The sequence below is a fragment of the Arthrobacter sp. UYCu712 genome (assembly GCF_040547005.1).
Classification (GTDB): domain Bacteria; phylum Actinomycetota; class Actinomycetes; order Actinomycetales; family Micrococcaceae; genus Arthrobacter.
In genome coordinates this window covers 312,324-328,985 of sequence record NZ_JBEPOZ010000003.1, presented here as the reverse complement: position 1 = coordinate 328,985, position 16,662 = coordinate 312,324, and the positions used below count along the sequence as shown (strand labels likewise).

Genomic DNA, 16,662 nt, shown 5'->3' with positions numbered 1-16,662 from the left:
ACCGCGATGCGCAAGAAGGGCTGGGAAATCCCCGCCGAACTCGCGCACATCGAAAGCTCCGGAAGCACCCGCCAGGAAGCCAGCTCGCTGCTCGCCGCCACTGCCTGACCAGACCCAAACCCTGATGCTCAGAGAGGACCAATGATGTTCCCCATCAGAATTGAAATCATCCCTACCGAGGGAATTGTTGAGCAGGTCGTGGCCCTGGTGCCCAAGACCACAACGCTCAGCGTGACGTGCCTGCCGCAACACGGAATCGAGCGGACTATGCGCGCCGCCGTACAGCTGAGCATGCTCGGATACACCGTCGTCCCGCATCTCGCGGCGCGGAGCCTGCACGGCCGTGCCGATCTCACCGGAATCCTGCGTGACTGCGACGTTGCGGGCATCGGCGAGGTGTTCGTGATCGGCGGGGACCGGAAGCGGCCGGCCGGTCCCTACGAATACGCCCTTCCGCTCCTGGAAGACATCGCACAATACTCCGGCGGCGCCATGCGGGCAGGCGTCGCGGGCTACCCGGAGGGCCACCCCTCCGTCAACCCCGTCGAAATGCTCGACGCCCTGCTGGCCAAGCAGCACCTGGCCACCCACGTGGTCATGCAGATGTGCTTCTCTGCATCGAAAATCCATGATTACACGGCGCTGCTGCGCCGCGAAGGCGTCCGGCTGCCCGTCTGGGCCGGGGTGGCGGGGCCCGTCCAGCGGACCAGACTGGTCTCCCTGGCGACGCAGATCGGCGTCGGAAGTTCCCTGAAATTCCTGAGCCGGAAGGGCCCGCTGGCCCGCAAACTCCTCAGCGGGGACCGCTACTCGCCACAAACCCTGGTCTCCGGGCTGGAAAGCCGGCCCGACCACATCGCGGGCATCCATCTCTACAGCTTCAACAGCCTTGATCCGGTTCCCTTCGGGCCGGGCCAGGCGTCGTCTACCTCCGCAACACTCCAGCCAGCATTGATTCGAGGAGCAGCACGTGACTACTAAATCCCTAGCCTCCCACCAGGAGCCGCATCTTGAGCGGCAGCTCAGCAACCGGCACATCCAGCTGATCGCCATTGGCGGCGCTATCGGCACCGGCCTGTTCATGGGTTCGGGCAAAACCATCTCCGCGGCCGGGCCTTCCGTCATCTTCGTCTACATGATCATCGGCTTCATGCTGTTCTTCGTCATGCGGGCCATGGGCGAACTGCTGCTGAGCAACCTGAACTACAAATCCTTCAGCGACTTTGCCGCGGACCTCCTGGGTCCCTGGGCCGGCTTCTTCACCGGCTGGACCTACTGGTTCTGCTGGGTGATCACGGGAATCGCAGACGTCATCGCCATTGCCGGCTACTCAAAGGAACTCTGGCCAGGGCTGCCGCTGTGGATCCCCGGCCTGATCACCATCGCCCTCCTGCTGTTGTTGAATTTGGCCACGGTGAAGGCGTTCGGCGAGACCGAGTTCTGGTTCGCACTGATCAAGATCATCGCCATTGCGGCACTGATCGTGGTGGGCCTGTTCATGATTTTCAGCGGGTTCCAGTCCGACGCCGGCCCCGCCACCTTTACGAACCTATGGAGCCACGGCGGATTCTTCCCGAACGAGTTCATGGGATTTGTGGCCGGCTTCCAGATCGCCGTGTTCGCCTTTGTAGGCATTGAACTGGTCGGCACCACGGCCGCCGAGGCCAAGGACCCGGAGAAGAACCTGCCCAAGGCCATCAACTCCATCCCCATCCGCGTGCTGCTCTTCTACGTGGGCGCCCTCATCATCCTGATGTCCGTCACGCCCTGGACCCAGTTCCAGGCCGGCCACAGCCCGTTCATCGCAATGTTCTCCCTGGCGGGCCTGGGCGCCGCGGCCACGGTGGTGAACCTGGTGGTACTCAGCTCGGCCATGTCCTCGGCCAACTCCGGCATCTACTCCACATCACGCATGGTGTTCGGGCTGGCGCAGGAGGGCGACGCGCCGTCCGTCTTCGGCGGCCTGTCACGGCGCAAGGTTCCGCAGAATGCCTTGTTCCTGTCCTGCGTTCTCCTGCTCTCCGGCGTGGTGCTGATGTACGCGGGCCAGGACATCGGCAAGGCGTTCGACATGGTGACCACCGTGTCCGCGGTCTGCTTTGTGTTCGTGTGGTCCATCATCCTGGCCAGTTACCTGGCCTTCCGCAGGCGCCGGCCGCACCTGCACGAGGCGTCCAAATACCGGATGCCCGGCGGCGTGCCCATGGTCTGGCTGGTCTTTGCGTTCTTCGCCTTCGTCCTGTGGGCACTGACCACACAGCCGGATACTCTGCTGGCGCTCCTGGTCACGCCGGTCTGGTTCATCCTGCTGGGAGCCGCCTGGCTGGTGCTGCGCCGGCGCCCCGCGCACCTGGCCCGTTACGCCGCGTTCCAGGCCGATCTTGCCCGGGAAGAGGAAACCTCCAACGCTCGAGAGTTCGATAAGGTGCAGAAATGAGCACGGCACAGACCCCGGACAGCCCTTCCCCTACGCCGCAGGACACTCCAAGCGTGGTTGAACATGTTCTGACCGTCGACTGTGCCGAGTCGCCGGGCATCGTCCGGGATATCTCAGGATTCCTGTTCGACCACGGCTGCGACATCCTGGACATTAAGCAGTACGGGGACAAGGGGCACGGGCACTTCTTTATGCGCGTCCACTTCTCCTCGGCGCAGGAGTCCAGCACCGAGGGCCTGCGCCGGGACTTCACGCCTGTGGCCGAGAAGTGGCAGATGAGCTGGCAGTTGGAGCCACACGGCCGCAAGCGCCGCGTGCTGGTGATGGTGTCCAAGATGGGCCACTGCCTCAACGACCTGCTGTTCCGGGCACGCACAGGAGACATCCCCGTGGAAATCGTCGCGGTGGTGTCCAACCACCGCGAACAGGAAGGCCTGGTCCAGTGGCACGGGATCCCGTTCTTCCACCTGCCGGTCTCGAAGGACACCAAGCCCGAGGCCGAGGCCAAGCTCCTGGAAATCGTGGACGCCCTGGACGTGGAGCTCGTGGTCCTGGCCCGCTACATGCAGGTGCTCAGTGACGAACTGTCGGCCAAGCTTGCAGGGCGGACCATCAACATCCACCACTCGTTCCTCCCCAGCTTCAAGGGTGCGAAGCCCTACCACCAGGCCTACGACCGCGGCGTCAAAACGGTGGGCGCCACGGCGCACTACGTCAACGCCGAACTCGATGAGGGCCCGATCATTGCGCAGCAGGTTATCGAGGTGGACCACACGTACACCGCCGATGACTTGGTGGCAGTGGGCCGGGACGCCGAATGCGCGGCCCTCCGCAACGCCGTCCGCTGGCATTGTGAAGGCAGGATCCTGCTGCTCGGCAACCGCACCGTCATCTTGCGGTAGTGCTCATGGAACCGACAGGGGGAACACTCTGGCGCCGTGTGTCGTGGAACACGCTACCCACCGGGCAACCGGTGCGGCTCTCGCAGGACGGGCGCACTATCGGCTCCGGCGTCGTGGACGGCACCACGCCCGACGGTTCCATCATCTGGGTTGTCCTGGACGGCTGGCGCGAACGGCGGATGTTCCACCGGGAGGACTATGTGCGCGTGGAGATCATTGCGTAGCGGGCCAAGGCGCCCGCGGGATCTGAACCGGAAACGGACCGACCGGCGGTTGCGCCTGGAAACATGGGCGGTCACCGCCACGTTCCTTGTTCTGATGGCCGCCACCGTTTCGCAGGCAATGTCCTTCGGGCGATGAGAAAACGGAAACGGACGACGGCGGGAGGTGACTCCCGCCGTCGTCGTTGTGTTTGCTAGGCCGAAACTGCCTCGAGGCTAGCTGGGCCGTGGTTCAGGCTGAGCGTAAAGGTGTTGGGTCCGCTGGCGTGGACCGCGATGTTGCTCTTGGGGGTGTTGTGCCGGACCGAGAGGTCGTGGATCAGGGAATCCAGCTCGTGGTGCATCGTGGAGCGGTCCCAGAGCTTGTGGGTTACAGAGTTGGCAGTTTCAAACGTCATTGTTCAGTGCTTCCATTCATGAATCCGGATGTCCGGCTGCCGCACCGATGCGGAGCCGCCGTGGGGCCAAACCAGGAACGCCTGAGACCTTGGCAGCTCTACGAGCTCACCGGTTTGGCCTCATTGCGTCCACCAGGATGGGTAATGCTGTGCCGCTGATCCGCTGCGTACGCTGGGCGTCGGAGTGGTCAGGGCTGCTGCGGGCTGGGACGCTTTCGTCCCGGCCGTGCCTTTCCATAGTGCATGGGGCAGCTTGGGCGGCCCAAGCCAGATGGCGATTTTTGCGGGTGAGACTCATCACAGCTGTGCAGCTGGAAGGTGCTGGCCCGCGAAGGTACGTCAACTGCGTCATTGCGGCTGACCAGGGCCACGGCGTGCTGCGATTGCTGTTGCCACGGCATTTCCCGGTTAGGATCCTCAATGTCAGAGGACTCCACAGTGTGCATCAAGACCGAAGCGATGACCATTGCCAGCACCTAAGACACGATCCCTGCGGCGAAGGGTTGAATATGGCCGCCGGCACGCTCGAAAGAGGGCGGACGGCTTTCAAGCAGCAGGCGTGGGCGGATGCGTTTGCTGAGTGGTCGGCCGCAGACCGTGGCGTGCGTCTGGAACCGGATGATCTCGAATTGCTCGCCACGACCGCCTATTTGATAGGCAAGGACGACGCCGGTGCAGAGGTCCTGGCGCGCGCGCACCGAGAGCGATTGCACCGTGCGGATCCACCCGGCGCTGCCCGGTGCGCGGTTTGGCTCGCGATACACCACATGCTGGGCGGCGAAAACACCCGGGCCGGCGGCTGGCTTGCCCGCGCCCGTCTATTGCTTGACGAGGTCGGACATGACTGTGCGGAGCAGGGCTACGTCCTGGTGTTGGCCGGGTTGGAAAGTCTGGCGAAGGGTGACGCACCGACCGCGCGCGCCACATTCAGCCTTGCCGCTGATTCAGGCGGCCCGGTTCAGTGACCCCGATCTGGTGGCACTTGCCCGGCTTGGGCTCGCGCAGTCCCTGGTAATAGCCGATGAGTCGAGCCGGGCGGTTGATTTGCTGGACGAAATCATCGTCCCTGTCACCGCCGGAGAGGTCTCCCCAGTCACTGCCGGGATCGTATATTGCGCGGTGATCGAGGCGTGTTTTGACCTGTTCGACCTGCGTCGGGCGAAGGACTGGACGGCGGCTCTCGGCCGCTGGTGCGCGGCGCAACCGGATTTGGTCCCATACCGCGGGCAGTGCCTGGTGCACCGGGCCCAGATCCTGCAGCTCCACGGGGCTTGGACGGATGCCGTGGTTGCGGTACACGCCGCATGTAGGCGGCTGGCCGACCCCCCGGACCAGCCAGCACTCGGCGGAGCGTACTACCAACAGGGCGAAACGCATCGCCTGCGCGGCGAATATGCGAAGGCCGAGCAGGCCTACCTGCGTGCCAGCCGCTGGGTGCGGGACCCTCAGCCGGGCCTCGCTCTGCTTCGGCTTGTCCAAGGGCAAATCGAGGCGGCAGCCGCGGCCATTCGCCGGTCGCTGGGCGAAGCACGCAACAGGGTGGACCGCGCCAAGCTGCTCGGTCCTTGCGCCGAGATCATGCTCGCGGCAGGTGATGTGCACGCCGCCCGGGCGGCGGCCGACGAACTTCAGGGGATCGCGGATGGATTCGGCGGGTCGTGGCTGGGCGCAGGCGGCGCAGGCATCCGGGCCGTGCTCGTTGCAGAGGGGCATTCGCAGTCTGCAGTGGCGGCGTTGCGCCGCGCATGGTCGGCCTGGGATGTCTGCTGCAGGACGTGGACCGGGCCACACAGGAATAGGGGTTGGCGACCGTACTCGGCTTCATCTCCGAAGTAGGCGTCGCAGGTCTGGCCCTTGGCGGCGGCCTGGGCTATTTGACCCGCCGATTCGGCTGGACGGTCGACAATTTGGAGGAGGTCGGAATCGTGACAGCTGACGGTCAGATCCGCACCGCCAACCGCGCCGAAAACGCCGATCTGTTTTGGGGGGTGCGCGGAGCCGGGGCCAACCTCGGGGTCGTTACACGGTTCACGTTCCGGCTGCACGCCGTCGGCCCCACCTTGTTCGGGGGCTTCATCGCCTAGCCGTCCGAGCGGACGGATGAGATCCTCCGCACCTACCGGACAATGACGGGCGACGCGCCCCGGGAGCTTGCAGTGTGGCTGCGCCTCATCACGGCGCCGCCGGAGCCGTTCATCCCGCTGGAGTGGCAGGGCAGGAAGATCTGTGCCATGACCGAGCCCAAGGGCCTGCACTACTACTGGAAGACCGAGTACGCTGCCGAACTCCGCGACGAGCTCCTCACGACCGTTTCGGGCCAGTTCGCCGAGTGTCCTGTCCCGGGCGCGGAGCTGGGATTCCTCCACCTCGGCGGAGCGATCAACGAACACCCCGAGGACGACGGCGCGGTCGGGAACCGGAACGCGCGGTATGTGCCCGGCGTCAACGGCATGTGGGAGCCGAACGAGCCCCGGGCGGAAGCGTACCGCCAGTGGATCCGCGACGCCTGGCGGCGGCAGCGCCCCTTCGCGACCGGTCGCACCTACATCAACTTCCAGACCGCAGACGATAGCCAGGAACGTGTCCGCGCGAGCTACGGCGCAAACTACGCGCGGCTGGCGGACATCAAACGCAGATACGACCCGGGAGACCTGTTCAGGGTGAACCGCAATGTCGTACCCTCAAAAGTCGTTCCGGAAAGCTGATGTCCCGAGCCCAGTATCCGCGAAAGCCACACGGCCGTAACGGACCGGATCCGCACGGATTGCCCGCCCGGGACGGCCGCCGTCGTCAGTGTTCCACGAACCGGGGGGGCGCTAGGTGGCGAGTCCCCTCGTCTCTTCCCTGGCGCCCCTGCCGAGCCAAGCGTTAACCCCATCACATGGTGCTGGGATGGGTGCGAAGCTGTAGTCATGGCCTTCCCTTTCACGCATGCTGCCGGCTCTTCAGGTGGAGAGCCGGCCTCGCGGCAGGGAGGCGCAGGAATCCTGCCGACGCCCACATTTTACTCCTGAAAATAGCCTGTGAGCAGGGAAAACATCTCAGGACCGCAGCTCGTCGAGCAGCCGCTGCACGTACTCCGGCTGCTCGATGTTGGCGAAGTGGCCGCAGCGCGGGATCGTCACCAACTGGACGTGCGGGACTATTCCGGCCAAGCGGACCAGGTCGGACGCAGGCGTGAACACATCGCTGTCGCCTCGGGTCGCCAACACCGGGCAGCGGATGCCGCGCCACCGGCCAAAATCGTAGTGAGCCGCGGCCTGCGCAGCCGCTGAGAAGCTGGCCGGCCGGGCGTCCTGGCCGAGGCCGCGGATCGCCCCCGCGGAAATGGCTGCGGGAGCTGCGAAGAAGGGGGACATCAGCGGTCCCATCACAGGTGTGGCGCCGGTTGCACGGACCAGCGCGGGCCCTGCCGGTCCAAGGGCCGCCATGGACCGCATGAGCAGCAGCATGCCGACAAACAGCGGGAACCTGGAAAGGCTGCGCAATGGCCGCCGGGCCGCCTCGGCCACGCCGAAAGTGGTGGCCGAAATGGCGGCGACGCTGGCCGTCCGCTCCGGCCAGGCCGCGGCGATGTGCAATGCCAGGAAGCCGCCCATGGAGTGGCCCACCAGGTTCCACCGCCGGTAGCCGAGCACGTCCAGAACCCCGGTGACAGAGCGTGCCATCGCTTCGATGTTGAACTGGTCCAGCCGGGCATCCGCCGTGGAGTCACCCCAGCCCGGCAGATCAATCAGCACCCGGTCATGGGCCGGCGCCCCGGAAAGCAGCGCCTGGAAGGTCGTCCAGGATCCGGCGGCGCCGTGAAGGTAGACATCCGGTGTGCCAGACCCTGGCGGCAGGCCTCCCGCGCCCTGCTGGACACGCACCGTGCAGGGGCCCAGCTCCGTGGCAACGATATGCCGCCGCAGCGTGGCCGCTCCCGTGCGGGCCGTTTCCTGCTGAACACTCATGGTCACTTTCTGCTTGTGGTCTCTGAAACTGATTCGGAGCCGCAGGGCTGCGGGACGGGGCCGGTTGTCGGTGGCCGGCTGTTAGCCCATTCTTGAATCATGAACGTCGAGCCCCGTGCCGGTCTGCCTGCGTCCCGCGCGGGACAGTGGGGAGTCCGCAAGCGCGCGACGGCGACTGCCCTCGGCGTCGTCGCCATGGCGCTGCTGCTGGGCGGGGTCACCCTTCTGGTCCTGCTCCAGGGGTCGTTGGTCGCTTCGACCGAGTCGGACGCACGGCACGAATCCCAGGAAGTCATCGTCGTGATGCGGGACCACGGCGTTGCCGAAGCAGGACGCTACATTGCCGCAACCGTGCTGGGCGGGCAAATCGTCCAAGTCCTGAACCCGGCCGGCGCGGTCGTGGCCGTGTCCGTACCCGGCGCGGGGGACAGCCCGCTCACCTCCCTGCGGCCGGCCCCGGACCAGGTCCTGACGGAGAATGTATCGAGCCTGGAGAGCATCGGTGACTCCGATGAATTCCTGATCGTCGCGACCGCTGTCCGGCTGGATGACGGAACCTACACAGTGGTGGTCGCGTCCCCGGAACACGTCCTGGCGGAAACCGTTTCCACCGTCTCCTGGTACCTGCTCGGCGCCACTCCGGTGTTGCTGCTGATCGTCGGCATCTCGGTTTGGCTATTGGTGGGGCGGTCCCTGCAACAGGTCGAAAGAATCCGCGGTCAGGTCTCCCGCATCGACGGCGCGCGCCTGGACGAACGAGTCGATGTTCCGCCCACCAACGATGAGATTCAGTCCCTGGCGCTGACCATGAACAAGATGCTGGAACGGCTGCAGTCCTCGGACCGCGAGCAGCGCCGTTTCATCTCGGACGCCAGCCACGAACTCCGCAGTCCCTTGGCGACCCTGCGCGCCGGGGTGGAGGTCGCTGCCGCGGACCCGTCGGGCAAGACCTGGCGCGAGCTGACGGACATCCTCTCCGAGGAGACCTCCCGCATGCACTACCTCGTCGAGGACCTCCTGACCCTCGCCAAGGCCAATGACGGGGGCTTCCGGTTCAACGAGGACGAGGTTGACCTCGACGACGTCGTCGACCGCGAAACCCGGCGCCTCCGCTCCACAAGCAGACACGTCATAACAGCGGACCTCACCCCCGTCCGGATCACCGGGGACGCGCGGCGGGTGGGACAGGTTCTCCGCAACGTCCTGGACAACGCCGACCGGCACGCCTTCTCGCGGATCCAGATCAGCCTGAATTCCGGTGAGGCCGGAACCGGCGCGGTTATCACCGTGGACAACGACGGCGATCCGGTACCCGAAGCGGAGCGGCAAAGGGTTTTCGAACGGTTCGTCCGCCTCGACGCGAGCAGGTCGCGGGAAGGCGGCGGAAGCGGACTGGGGTTGGCTATTGCGGCCGGAATCATGGCGGCCCATCACGGCTCCATCCGCGCCACCGAAAGCCCGCTGGGCGACTGCCGCTTCGAACTGGTGTTCCGCGGACCTACCCAGGACCCTGGCCGGCGCTGAGCAGATAGCCCATCCCCCGGACCGTGGACAATGTCTGCACGCCGAAGGGAACATCGATTTTGCGCCGGAGGTAGCCGATGTAGACCTCCACCACGTTGTCCCCGCCCTCAAAAGCCGGGTCCCATACGTTGTCGAGTATTTCCGCCTTTGTCACGACCTGGTCGTGACGCCGGATGAGGTATTGCAGGAGCCCGTATTCCCGCGGCGTGAGTTTGATCGCGGTGTCCCCCCGGCGGACGCTGCGAAGCAGTGGGTCCAGCGTCAGGGTGCCCAGGGTCAGGACAACAGGACGCTCAGGCGCGCCGCGGCGGATCAGCGCCCGGACCCGTGCCACCAGCACCAGAAAGCTGAAAGGCTTCGTCAGGTAGTCATCAGCGCCCAGATCGAAGGCATCGGTCTGATCGTATTCGCCGTCCTTCGCCGTGAGCATCAGCACCGGAGTCCAGACCCCGCGCTCGCGAAGCAACCTCAGGACCTCATAACCGTTCATCTGCGGCAACATCAGATCCAAAAGGATCGTATCGTAGGGATTTTCCGTGGCCGCCCACAGACCGCTGACGCCGTCGTTCATGACGTCCACGACGAACCCTTCATTGGTCAGTCCGCGGCGGACCGTTTCGGCGAGACCCTTTTCATCCTCCACGAGAAGAATCCTCATAGTCCCCACTCCCCTTGATACAGGCAGTATGACGCACCGAGTTGAGCCGGACCTGAGAAGTCCCGGCGATGGGTCCGCGGCGGCCGCTGGCGTGCACCGGCCCGCATTTGCGGGGCGTGACTCCGGGCAATGACGGCACTCAGCCTATTCTCACGTTCTCCTGAGTAACGTGGCAAGCATGAGGACATGCTCCGTGCTCCGATGCCAGAATCCCGGCTCCGCCGTCGTGGTGGCCGGGCATAGATCGGCCGATTTCCTCGACATCGACGTCTGTGCCGCGCACAAGGCGAAGATGGACTGCGGTGCCCACTGGGACCTTTGTGGAGACCACGTAGTGATGGATCAGGACATCGCGCCGGCCCTCGAGAGATGGACACTTGTCCCGAGCATGGGGACCCACGGCTTCACGCTGATCCTTGAAACCGCGGGCCGGACAGCGCCCATTGAAATGTTCCTGACCACAGCCGATTCCACCTCGCTGGCCCTGTTCCTCTACCCGTCAAACGGCCTGCCCTTGCCCGCTGAATTCGTGGACGCCGTCCTGAAAGAAGGGGAAGAGGACTCGGACTGGTAGAGGCCAATTCCCTTCCTGTCCCGCAGAGGCTCAGGTGTTCTGCAGTTTCCGCACCGGACCCGGGTCGGTGAGGAACCGATACCGCATCGCGGGTTACCATCTGTTCGACCAGCAAGGGGGTGCGGAAATGGCAGATAGAGAACCGGGCAGGCCACGCGTACGGGACGTTCTGGCATGTGTGCTGGCGGTCCAGGTGGTCTTCGCACTGACGGCCGGCGCGGTGCTGATAGTGGATCCGACGGGGTTGTTGGACCATCCAGGGGCGCAGTTGCTGGCCGCATTGTTGACTCTGATGCCGATTGTCATGGCCGGCCTTCTTGCCTGGCGGTTCCGCGAAGGTCACCGCGTGGAGAAGCTCCGGGCGGGGGACGCAGCTCAGCTGATTGACACGGTCCTGAGTACCAGCCGGGAATGGCTGTGGGTCGTGGACGGCCAGGGAAATTTCACGTTCTCCAGCCCCACCAGCCTGGGCCTGCTTGGGTATTCGCCGTCAGAGCTTGTCGGCAACCATTGCAGCCTGGTCATCGATCTGGCCGATCTCGCCAAGGCCAAGGGCGTTTTCCAGGGGTCGGCCCAGTCCAAGGGACGGGTCGTGGCGCGCTGCCGGCACCGGGACGGCAGTGCAGTCTGGATGGAGGCGGTCTCCACGGCACGAACGTCCGGTGACGGGCAGACGGGCGGCTTCCAGGGGACCAGCAGGCTCGTCCAGCCCAAGACCGCGCAGGAAGCAGCGGCCGCACGCAGCCGGGCCCGCATCAGGACAATGATTGACGGAGGCCAGCTGCTGACAGCGTTCCAGCCCATCCACAGCCTGGCCGCAGGCCACGTCATCGGGGTCGAAGCACTGTCACGGTTTGTCGGGGACGACGGGGCCGGCCCTGAATTCTGGTTCACCGAAGCTGCCGCCGTGGGACTCGGTGAGGATCTCGAGTTCGCCGCGCTCCATTCGGCACTCAAGGCAGCCCAATCCTTGCCAGCATGTGTTTATGTGGCACTGAACGTCTCCCCGGCGAGCTGCCTGGATCCTCGGCTCCCGCGTGTCTTTAAAGAGACAGGTGTTCCTTTGGACCGAATTGTCCTGGAGCTGACGGAGCGGCTCGAAGTGTCCGAGTACGGCCCGCTGCTCGCGGTGCTGAAGCCGCTGCGGCAGCGCGGACTGCGCGTCGCGGTCGATGACGCCGGGTCAGGCTTCGCCTCCATGCGGCACGTCCTGCACATCCGGCCCGACATCATGAAGCTCGACCGCAGCCTGATCACCGGGATCGACGATGACCAGGGCCAGCATGCCCTCGGCGCCGCGCTGGCGGAATTCGCCCGCCAGATCGGCGCCACACTGACCGCGGAGGGAATCGAAACCGAGGCGGAACTGAGCGCCGTCACCGGGCTCGGGATGACCGCCGGACAAGGCTATTTTCTCGGCAGACCGACCGTCGACCCCGTCGAATGGGCCACGTGGCACGATGTTCCGCATTCAAGTCCCTCCCGCGACACAGTCAGCGGCCACTAATCCCTCCGTCAGGGTCGGGGGCGCGCGCTTTCGGCCGCCGGGTCCGGACAGAGAATGGAAAAGGGGCCTGCCTGCGGTTGTTGACGGCGGTCAGCGAGCCATGCGTCCAGTTCCGCGGCGGGGACGGGCTTTGACATGAAAAAGCCCTGAGCCACGTCGCAGCCGTAGTCGCTGAGGGCGCGGTAGGCGTCCGCGTCTTCGACTCCTTCGGCGGTCATGTCCAGTCCCAGGCTGTGCGCCAGGTCGATGGTCGAAACCACCAGTGCCGTGGCGCGGGAGTCATCGGTCATGGACAGTATGAAGGACTTGTCGAGTTTGAGCTCGTCGATGGGGAGTTCCCGCAGGTAGGACAAGGAGCTGTACCCCTTGCCGAAATCGTCGACGGCGATCCGGACGCCCATATCGCGCAGCGCGGACAGCACCCTGTAGGCACGGTCGCGGTCAGCCACCAAAACGTCTTCCGTGATCTCGAGTACGAGGACGGAGGGGGACAGCCCTCGCTCTGAGGTCATGGCGTCAATCTGGTCCGGCAGGCCGGAGTCGATGATTGATGGTGCGGAGAGGTTCACCGCCACCGTCAGCGGCCGGCCCTCCGCTGACCAGGCTGCCGCCTGGTCCAGGGCCTTGCCCAGGACGATGCCCGTCAGGCCCGGCATGAGCCCGGCTTCCTCGAACCGCTTCAGAAAATCGTCGGGCTGCAGGAGCCCCAAGTCCGGGTGTTGCCAGCGGACAAGGGCCTCCACACCCCGGACGTGCCCAGTGTCCAGATCGATCTTTGGTTGGAAGTGCAGGAGCAGTTGGTCCTGGCTCAGGGCCTCGTTGAGCACCTGCACGGTGTGGGACGGGTTCGGGCCGGAGATGGCCTCCCCGCCGTCGTAGACGAAGTGGCCGCTGTGCGTCGATTTCGCCGTATACATCGCCATGTCAGCCCTGCGCAGCAACATCGCCAGGTCCTGCCCCTGGTCCGGGTAGCACGAGATTCCAATGCTGGCGTTGACATGGACGGTGACACTGCCCAGATCGTAGGGTTCGGCCAGAGCAGCCCTCAACTTCAGGGCCACGGCCTGCGCTTCCTCGGTTCCACAGTTATCGACATGCATGACGAACTCATCGCCTCCCATTCGTGCCAGCAGGTCTGCGGGCCGAAGCTGTCCGGATAGGCGGGCGGCGACCTGGGTGAGGAGGGTGTCGCCCACATCGTGGCCGAGGCTGTCGTTGATCTCCTTGAACTTGTCGAGGTCCAGCAGGAGCACCGCACTGCGCCGTCGACCGTTTGAGGCAAGGCGACTCGGCACGTCCGCGTAGAGGGCCCGCCGGTTCGGAAGCCCCGTCAGCTCATCAGTCCGTGCCTGGCGCTGCAGGTCGGCCAGCCGGATCCGCTGCCGGAAAACCAGCGGCAGCGCCGCCAGCGACAGCGTCAGGCTGGCCAGGAAAACGGCGAGCAGGGCCACACGCACCTGGGTCCCCAAAATCAAGACCACTAAACTGGCGACCGTCGCCAGGGCAGGAACGGCCTGGGACGGGACGCGCAGTTTCTTGTTGCCGGGCGCGTCGTCATTGCGGCCCTGCATGACTACCCAGATGCCGATCAGGGCGATGCCCAGGGCCCAGAAAGCGTCCAAGGTGGTTCCGACGACGTAGACTCGGTTCAGCTCCAGCAGGGCATAGCCGACGTCGGCGCCGGTAAACGTGAGCAGGCCCATGACCAGCAGGCCCCATCCCCGTCCGATGCTGCGCCCTGTGCTCGCTGCAATGCCAATCACTGCTGCCACCAAAAGCAGGTCCAACAGGGGATAGGCGGCGCCGAGAGCCATGGCCAGGGAACGCGGGCCGTCGAGGACGGAGTTCAGGATGGGCTCCAGAAGGATCCCGAGGATGGCGGAGGCCCCAAGGGCTCCGACGGCGCTGTCGAGGACGACGGGCCACGTCATGTCGGGCAGGCGGCGGCGGATAACCACGGCCAACGTGGCCAGCATGAACACATAGAAGCCTGTGTAGCCGACGTCGGCAGGGGAGGGCAGGGGCACGTCCTCGCCGGCGGCAGACTTGTACACGTAATAGGTTTCACCGGCAGCCTGGCAGGTCAATGCGGCCGCGGCGAGGAAGATCTCCGGCCGCCGGCGCTTCGTGCGGTGCACTATCAACCACCCGACTGCAGCGGGAAGCCATACCGTGAGCAGGTCGAGGAATCCGTCCACCAATGGGCTGAAGTCCTCATCCTGCCGAAAGGCGAGTCCGGCCGAATAGGCCCCGGCCACAGTTAAGAGTCCGTAGCTCCACAACCGGGAATGACGCCTGTCTATCCCGGGGAAACCGCGCCGGCCAGCGGGCTCTTCGGTAACCATCGATCTCCATCCCGTTCCTGGCCTGCCATCGCTTTTCGAGGACAGCAACCGGCCACCTGAACGTGGAGCCGATCGATTGCACAGTCCACTATGCAGTAACGACGATGCAGCTCAACGTCACGGGGCAACGACGCGCGGAACCACCCGGAAGAAGGTCATCCTCCGGACTGAGGTGGCAGGTTCTGTCGCTGGAAACGGGCGGCTCCGCGGCCGGACCGGCGTTCAGGCGTCAGACTGCAGCGGACTCGTCATAACGGCCATGGCGGTGCAACCACACATAAAGGCCCGCTGAGGAACAGGCGGCCAGCACAGGTACAGCCCAAATCGCTGAATCTGTACCGCGCAGCAAGACGGCAACTGCAACGACGGTGGCCGCCGTGATGCCGATGCCCGGTGACGCAGCCGAGAGGCTGCGCATGACGTCTTTTCTGAACTGTCCATGCAGAACTGTGAGGCCGATGATGACAACCGGGAGTGCGATTGCCGCTCCGAGCAGAATCATCCCCTCGGCAAGGCCGATGATAACGACTCCGGCAGCGAAAGGACGCTAAGGAGTATCCAAAAGGCGTTCTTAGTCTCACCATTCCGAATTATTTGGTTCATTGGTTCGACCCTGCGCAGCAACCCCGCGGCCGTCCTGGGACTCGCCACCGGCTCCTCGCCGTTGCCGCTGTATGAGGCACTGGCACTGCGGGATGTCGACCTCGCCGCGGTTGCCGCCTTCGCCCTGGACGAATACATCGGACTGCCGGCCGGGCACCCGCAAAGCTACGCCACCGTCATCCGGTCACAGGTGGTTGAGCCGCTTGGCCTGACGCCGCGGCTGGTCCACGTCCCGACGGCAACCCGGTGGATGAGGGCCACGCCGGCGACGCTTACGAAGCCGCGATCCTGGCTGCAGGCGGGATCGACCTGCAGATCCTGGGCATCGGATCCAACGGCCACATCGGTTTCAACGAGCCGGGCTCGCCGTTCTCGTCCCGAACCCGGGCGGTCACCCAGGGGCTGGCGACGATCTTCGAGGCACGGCACCTGCTCCTGATCGCCCATGGTCCGCGCAAGGCGCAGGCGATCAACCGGGCACTGCGGGTACCCGTGACGGAGGACTTCCCGGCGTCGCTGCTGCAGCTCCACCCCCGGGTAGCCGTGGTCCTGGACCGGGCGGCGGCGGCCGTCCTGTAGGTGCTGGATCCGGCTCCGCGTCGGGCGGGGCGGGAATATTAGCCGGCTTGGGCGTCCTCAGCTGCCGCGGAGGCTCCGCCGCCAGCCAGGCGCAGCCGCCCCACGCGCTCACTGAGGATCCGCCGGGCCTCGCCGGGAAGCCCTTCGTCGCTGATGAGCTCGTCGGCTTCCTCCAGGCCGGCGATGGTGCTGATGCCGAAGGTTCCCCACTTCGTGTGGTCGGCCAGCACCACCACGCGGCGGGCCGCCGCCACAAAGGCGCGGTCCGTTTCGGCCTCCAGCACGTTCGGCGTGGTGAACCCGGCGTCGGCGTCAACGCCGTGGACGCCGAGGAACAGCACGTCGAGGTGCAGCTGCTTCAGGGCCGAGGTGGCGAGTGGACCCACCAGGGCATCGGAGGGCGTGCGCTCGCCGCCGGTGAGGATCACCGTGGACGGGGACGCGCTCTGGTGGAACACATCGGCGACGCGCACCGAGTTGGTGACGACCGTGATCCGGGGTCCGGCGGACAGCAGCTGCGCCAGCGCCCAGGTGGTGGTGCCCGCGCTGAGCCCCACCGCCATGCCCTCGCGCACCTGTGCCGCGGCCTCGTGCGCGATCGCCATCTTCTCATCCTGCAGCTGCGTCACCTTCAGCTCGAACCCGGGCTCGTGGGTGCTCACGCCGCCGGGCAGCTTGGCCCCGCCGTGGATCTTCTCGACGGCGCCGGCGACGTCCAGGGCTTCGATGTCCCGCCGGACCGTCATGAGGGATACACCCAGCATCTGAGCGAGGTCCGCGACCCGGACGATCCGCTCGCGCTGGACCTCGGCGATGATGGCGGAATGGCGGGCTGCGGCTAGCATTCTGCGTCCTTCGTGGTGTGCTGGCGGAAACGTGGGGGAGCGGGCGGCGGCGACTCGGCAAGCTTCCTCCTGCACATCCTAACGTCCGCGTGCACTGAACAGACCAACATTTTGAT

The 16,662-nt window shown here is 65.6% G+C and carries 18 protein-coding genes and 1 pseudogene; 13 read left to right on the top strand and 6 right to left on the bottom strand.

Features of this window, described 5'->3' with window-relative positions; all coding sequences use genetic code 11:
* From ABIB51_RS05350 to ABIB51_RS05330, 5 genes and pseudogenes are all read left to right on the top strand, one after another.
* Nucleotides 1-108, top strand: a pseudogene (locus ABIB51_RS05350) (lipoyl synthase); the annotation flags it as partial.
* 33 nt (nucleotides 109-141) lie between these two features.
* Nucleotides 142-981 (top strand): methylenetetrahydrofolate reductase, encoded by an 840-nt coding sequence (locus ABIB51_RS05345; RefSeq protein ID WP_354186178.1) that lies wholly within the window; start codon nucleotides 142-144, stop codon nucleotides 979-981.
* Nucleotides 971-2,437, top strand: coding sequence for a D-serine/D-alanine/glycine transporter (gene cycA, locus ABIB51_RS05340; RefSeq protein WP_354186176.1), 1,467 nt, complete (start codon nucleotides 971-973; stop codon nucleotides 2,435-2,437). The genes ABIB51_RS05345 and cycA overlap by 11 nt, the downstream gene beginning before the upstream one ends.
* On the top strand, nucleotides 2,434-3,339 hold the full coding sequence (gene purU / locus ABIB51_RS05335) for a formyltetrahydrofolate deformylase (RefSeq protein ID WP_354186174.1): 906 nt from the start codon (nucleotides 2,434-2,436) through the stop codon (nucleotides 3,337-3,339). Before cycA ends, purU begins: the two co-directional genes overlap by 4 nt.
* Nucleotides 3,340-3,377: 38 nt before the next feature.
* Nucleotides 3,378-3,563 carry a hypothetical protein gene (locus ABIB51_RS05330; RefSeq protein ID WP_354186173.1) on the top strand — a complete coding sequence of 62 codons (186 nt, stop codon included), beginning with the start codon at nucleotides 3,378-3,380 and terminating at the stop codon, nucleotides 3,561-3,563.
* A 191-nt stretch (nucleotides 3,564-3,754) separates the two neighbouring features.
* Here the strand turns inward: ABIB51_RS05330 and ABIB51_RS05325 are convergent, their stop codons facing one another.
* Entirely contained in the window at nucleotides 3,755-3,958 is a 204-nt protein-coding gene (locus ABIB51_RS05325) for a hypothetical protein (RefSeq protein ID WP_354186172.1), read from the bottom strand.
* Between the two features lie 509 nt (nucleotides 3,959-4,467).
* Between ABIB51_RS05325 and ABIB51_RS05320 the strand changes: the two genes are divergently transcribed.
* The 4 genes from ABIB51_RS05320 to ABIB51_RS05305 are packed head-to-tail and all read left to right on the top strand — an operon-like array spanning nucleotide 4,468 to nucleotide 6,663.
* Nucleotides 4,468-4,923 carry a hypothetical protein gene (locus ABIB51_RS05320; protein WP_354186170.1) on the top strand — a complete coding sequence of 152 codons (456 nt, stop codon included), beginning with the start codon at nucleotides 4,468-4,470 and terminating at the stop codon, nucleotides 4,921-4,923.
* Entirely contained in the window at nucleotides 4,892-5,794 is a 903-nt protein-coding gene (locus tag ABIB51_RS05315) for a tetratricopeptide repeat protein (RefSeq protein ID WP_354186168.1), read from the top strand. Before ABIB51_RS05320 ends, ABIB51_RS05315 begins: the two co-directional genes overlap by 32 nt.
* Entirely contained in the window at nucleotides 5,761-6,042 is a 282-nt protein-coding gene (locus ABIB51_RS05310) for an FAD-binding protein (RefSeq protein ID WP_354186166.1), read from the top strand. Before ABIB51_RS05315 ends, ABIB51_RS05310 begins: the two co-directional genes overlap by 34 nt.
* Before the next feature lie 42 nt (nucleotides 6,043-6,084).
* Nucleotides 6,085-6,663 (top strand): BBE domain-containing protein, encoded by a 579-nt coding sequence (locus tag ABIB51_RS05305; protein ID WP_354186164.1) that lies wholly within the window; start codon nucleotides 6,085-6,087, stop codon nucleotides 6,661-6,663.
* A 336-nt stretch (nucleotides 6,664-6,999) separates the two neighbouring features.
* On the opposite strand, the gene ABIB51_RS05300 is transcribed toward ABIB51_RS05305, so the two are convergent.
* Complete coding sequence (locus ABIB51_RS05300) at nucleotides 7,000-7,911, bottom strand: alpha/beta fold hydrolase (RefSeq protein ID WP_354186162.1); 912 nt, start codon at nucleotides 7,909-7,911, stop codon at nucleotides 7,000-7,002.
* A gap of 99 nt (nucleotides 7,912-8,010) precedes the next feature.
* Here ABIB51_RS05300 and ABIB51_RS05295 point away from each other — a divergent pair, with 99 nt between their 5' ends.
* Nucleotides 8,011-9,435: a sensor histidine kinase gene (locus ABIB51_RS05295; protein WP_354186160.1), complete on the top strand. Its 1,425-nt coding sequence runs from the start codon at nucleotides 8,011-8,013 to the stop codon at nucleotides 9,433-9,435.
* Here the strand turns inward: ABIB51_RS05295 and ABIB51_RS05290 are convergent.
* On the bottom strand, nucleotides 9,410-10,093 hold the full coding sequence (locus tag ABIB51_RS05290) for a response regulator transcription factor (RefSeq protein ID WP_354186159.1): 684 nt from the start codon (nucleotides 10,091-10,093) through the stop codon (nucleotides 9,410-9,412). The genes ABIB51_RS05295 and ABIB51_RS05290 overlap by 26 nt on opposite strands.
* 193 nt (nucleotides 10,094-10,286) lie before the next feature.
* Here ABIB51_RS05290 and ABIB51_RS05285 point away from each other — a divergent pair, with 193 nt between their 5' ends.
* Both ABIB51_RS05285 and ABIB51_RS05280 read left to right on the top strand, forming a co-directional pair.
* Complete coding sequence (locus tag ABIB51_RS05285) at nucleotides 10,287-10,667, top strand: hypothetical protein (RefSeq protein ID WP_354186157.1); 381 nt, start codon at nucleotides 10,287-10,289, stop codon at nucleotides 10,665-10,667.
* Between the two features lie 127 nt (nucleotides 10,668-10,794).
* Nucleotides 10,795-12,174: a sensor domain-containing phosphodiesterase gene (locus tag ABIB51_RS05280; protein ID WP_354186155.1), complete on the top strand. Its 1,380-nt coding sequence runs from the start codon at nucleotides 10,795-10,797 to the stop codon at nucleotides 12,172-12,174.
* An 8-nt stretch (nucleotides 12,175-12,182) separates the two neighbouring features.
* Here ABIB51_RS05280 and ABIB51_RS05275 read toward each other — a convergent pair whose 3' ends face one another.
* On the bottom strand, nucleotides 12,183-14,519 hold the full coding sequence (locus ABIB51_RS05275) for a putative bifunctional diguanylate cyclase/phosphodiesterase (RefSeq protein ID WP_354186153.1): 2,337 nt from the start codon (nucleotides 14,517-14,519) through the stop codon (nucleotides 12,183-12,185).
* 229 nt (nucleotides 14,520-14,748) lie between these two features.
* Complete coding sequence (locus ABIB51_RS05270; protein ID WP_354186151.1) at nucleotides 14,749-15,021, bottom strand: hypothetical protein; 273 nt, start codon at nucleotides 15,019-15,021, stop codon at nucleotides 14,749-14,751.
* 347 nt (nucleotides 15,022-15,368) lie between these two features.
* Here ABIB51_RS05270 and ABIB51_RS05265 point away from each other — a divergent pair, with 347 nt between their 5' ends.
* Complete coding sequence (locus ABIB51_RS05265; protein ID WP_354186150.1) at nucleotides 15,369-15,701, top strand: sugar phosphate isomerase family; 333 nt, start codon at nucleotides 15,369-15,371, stop codon at nucleotides 15,699-15,701.
* A 38-nt stretch (nucleotides 15,702-15,739) separates the two neighbouring features.
* Here the strand turns inward: ABIB51_RS05265 and ABIB51_RS05260 are convergent, their stop codons facing one another.
* Nucleotides 15,740-16,546 (bottom strand): DeoR/GlpR family DNA-binding transcription regulator, encoded by an 807-nt coding sequence (locus ABIB51_RS05260; RefSeq protein WP_354186148.1) that lies wholly within the window; start codon nucleotides 16,544-16,546, stop codon nucleotides 15,740-15,742.
* Nucleotides 16,547-16,662 lie beyond the last annotated feature (116 nt).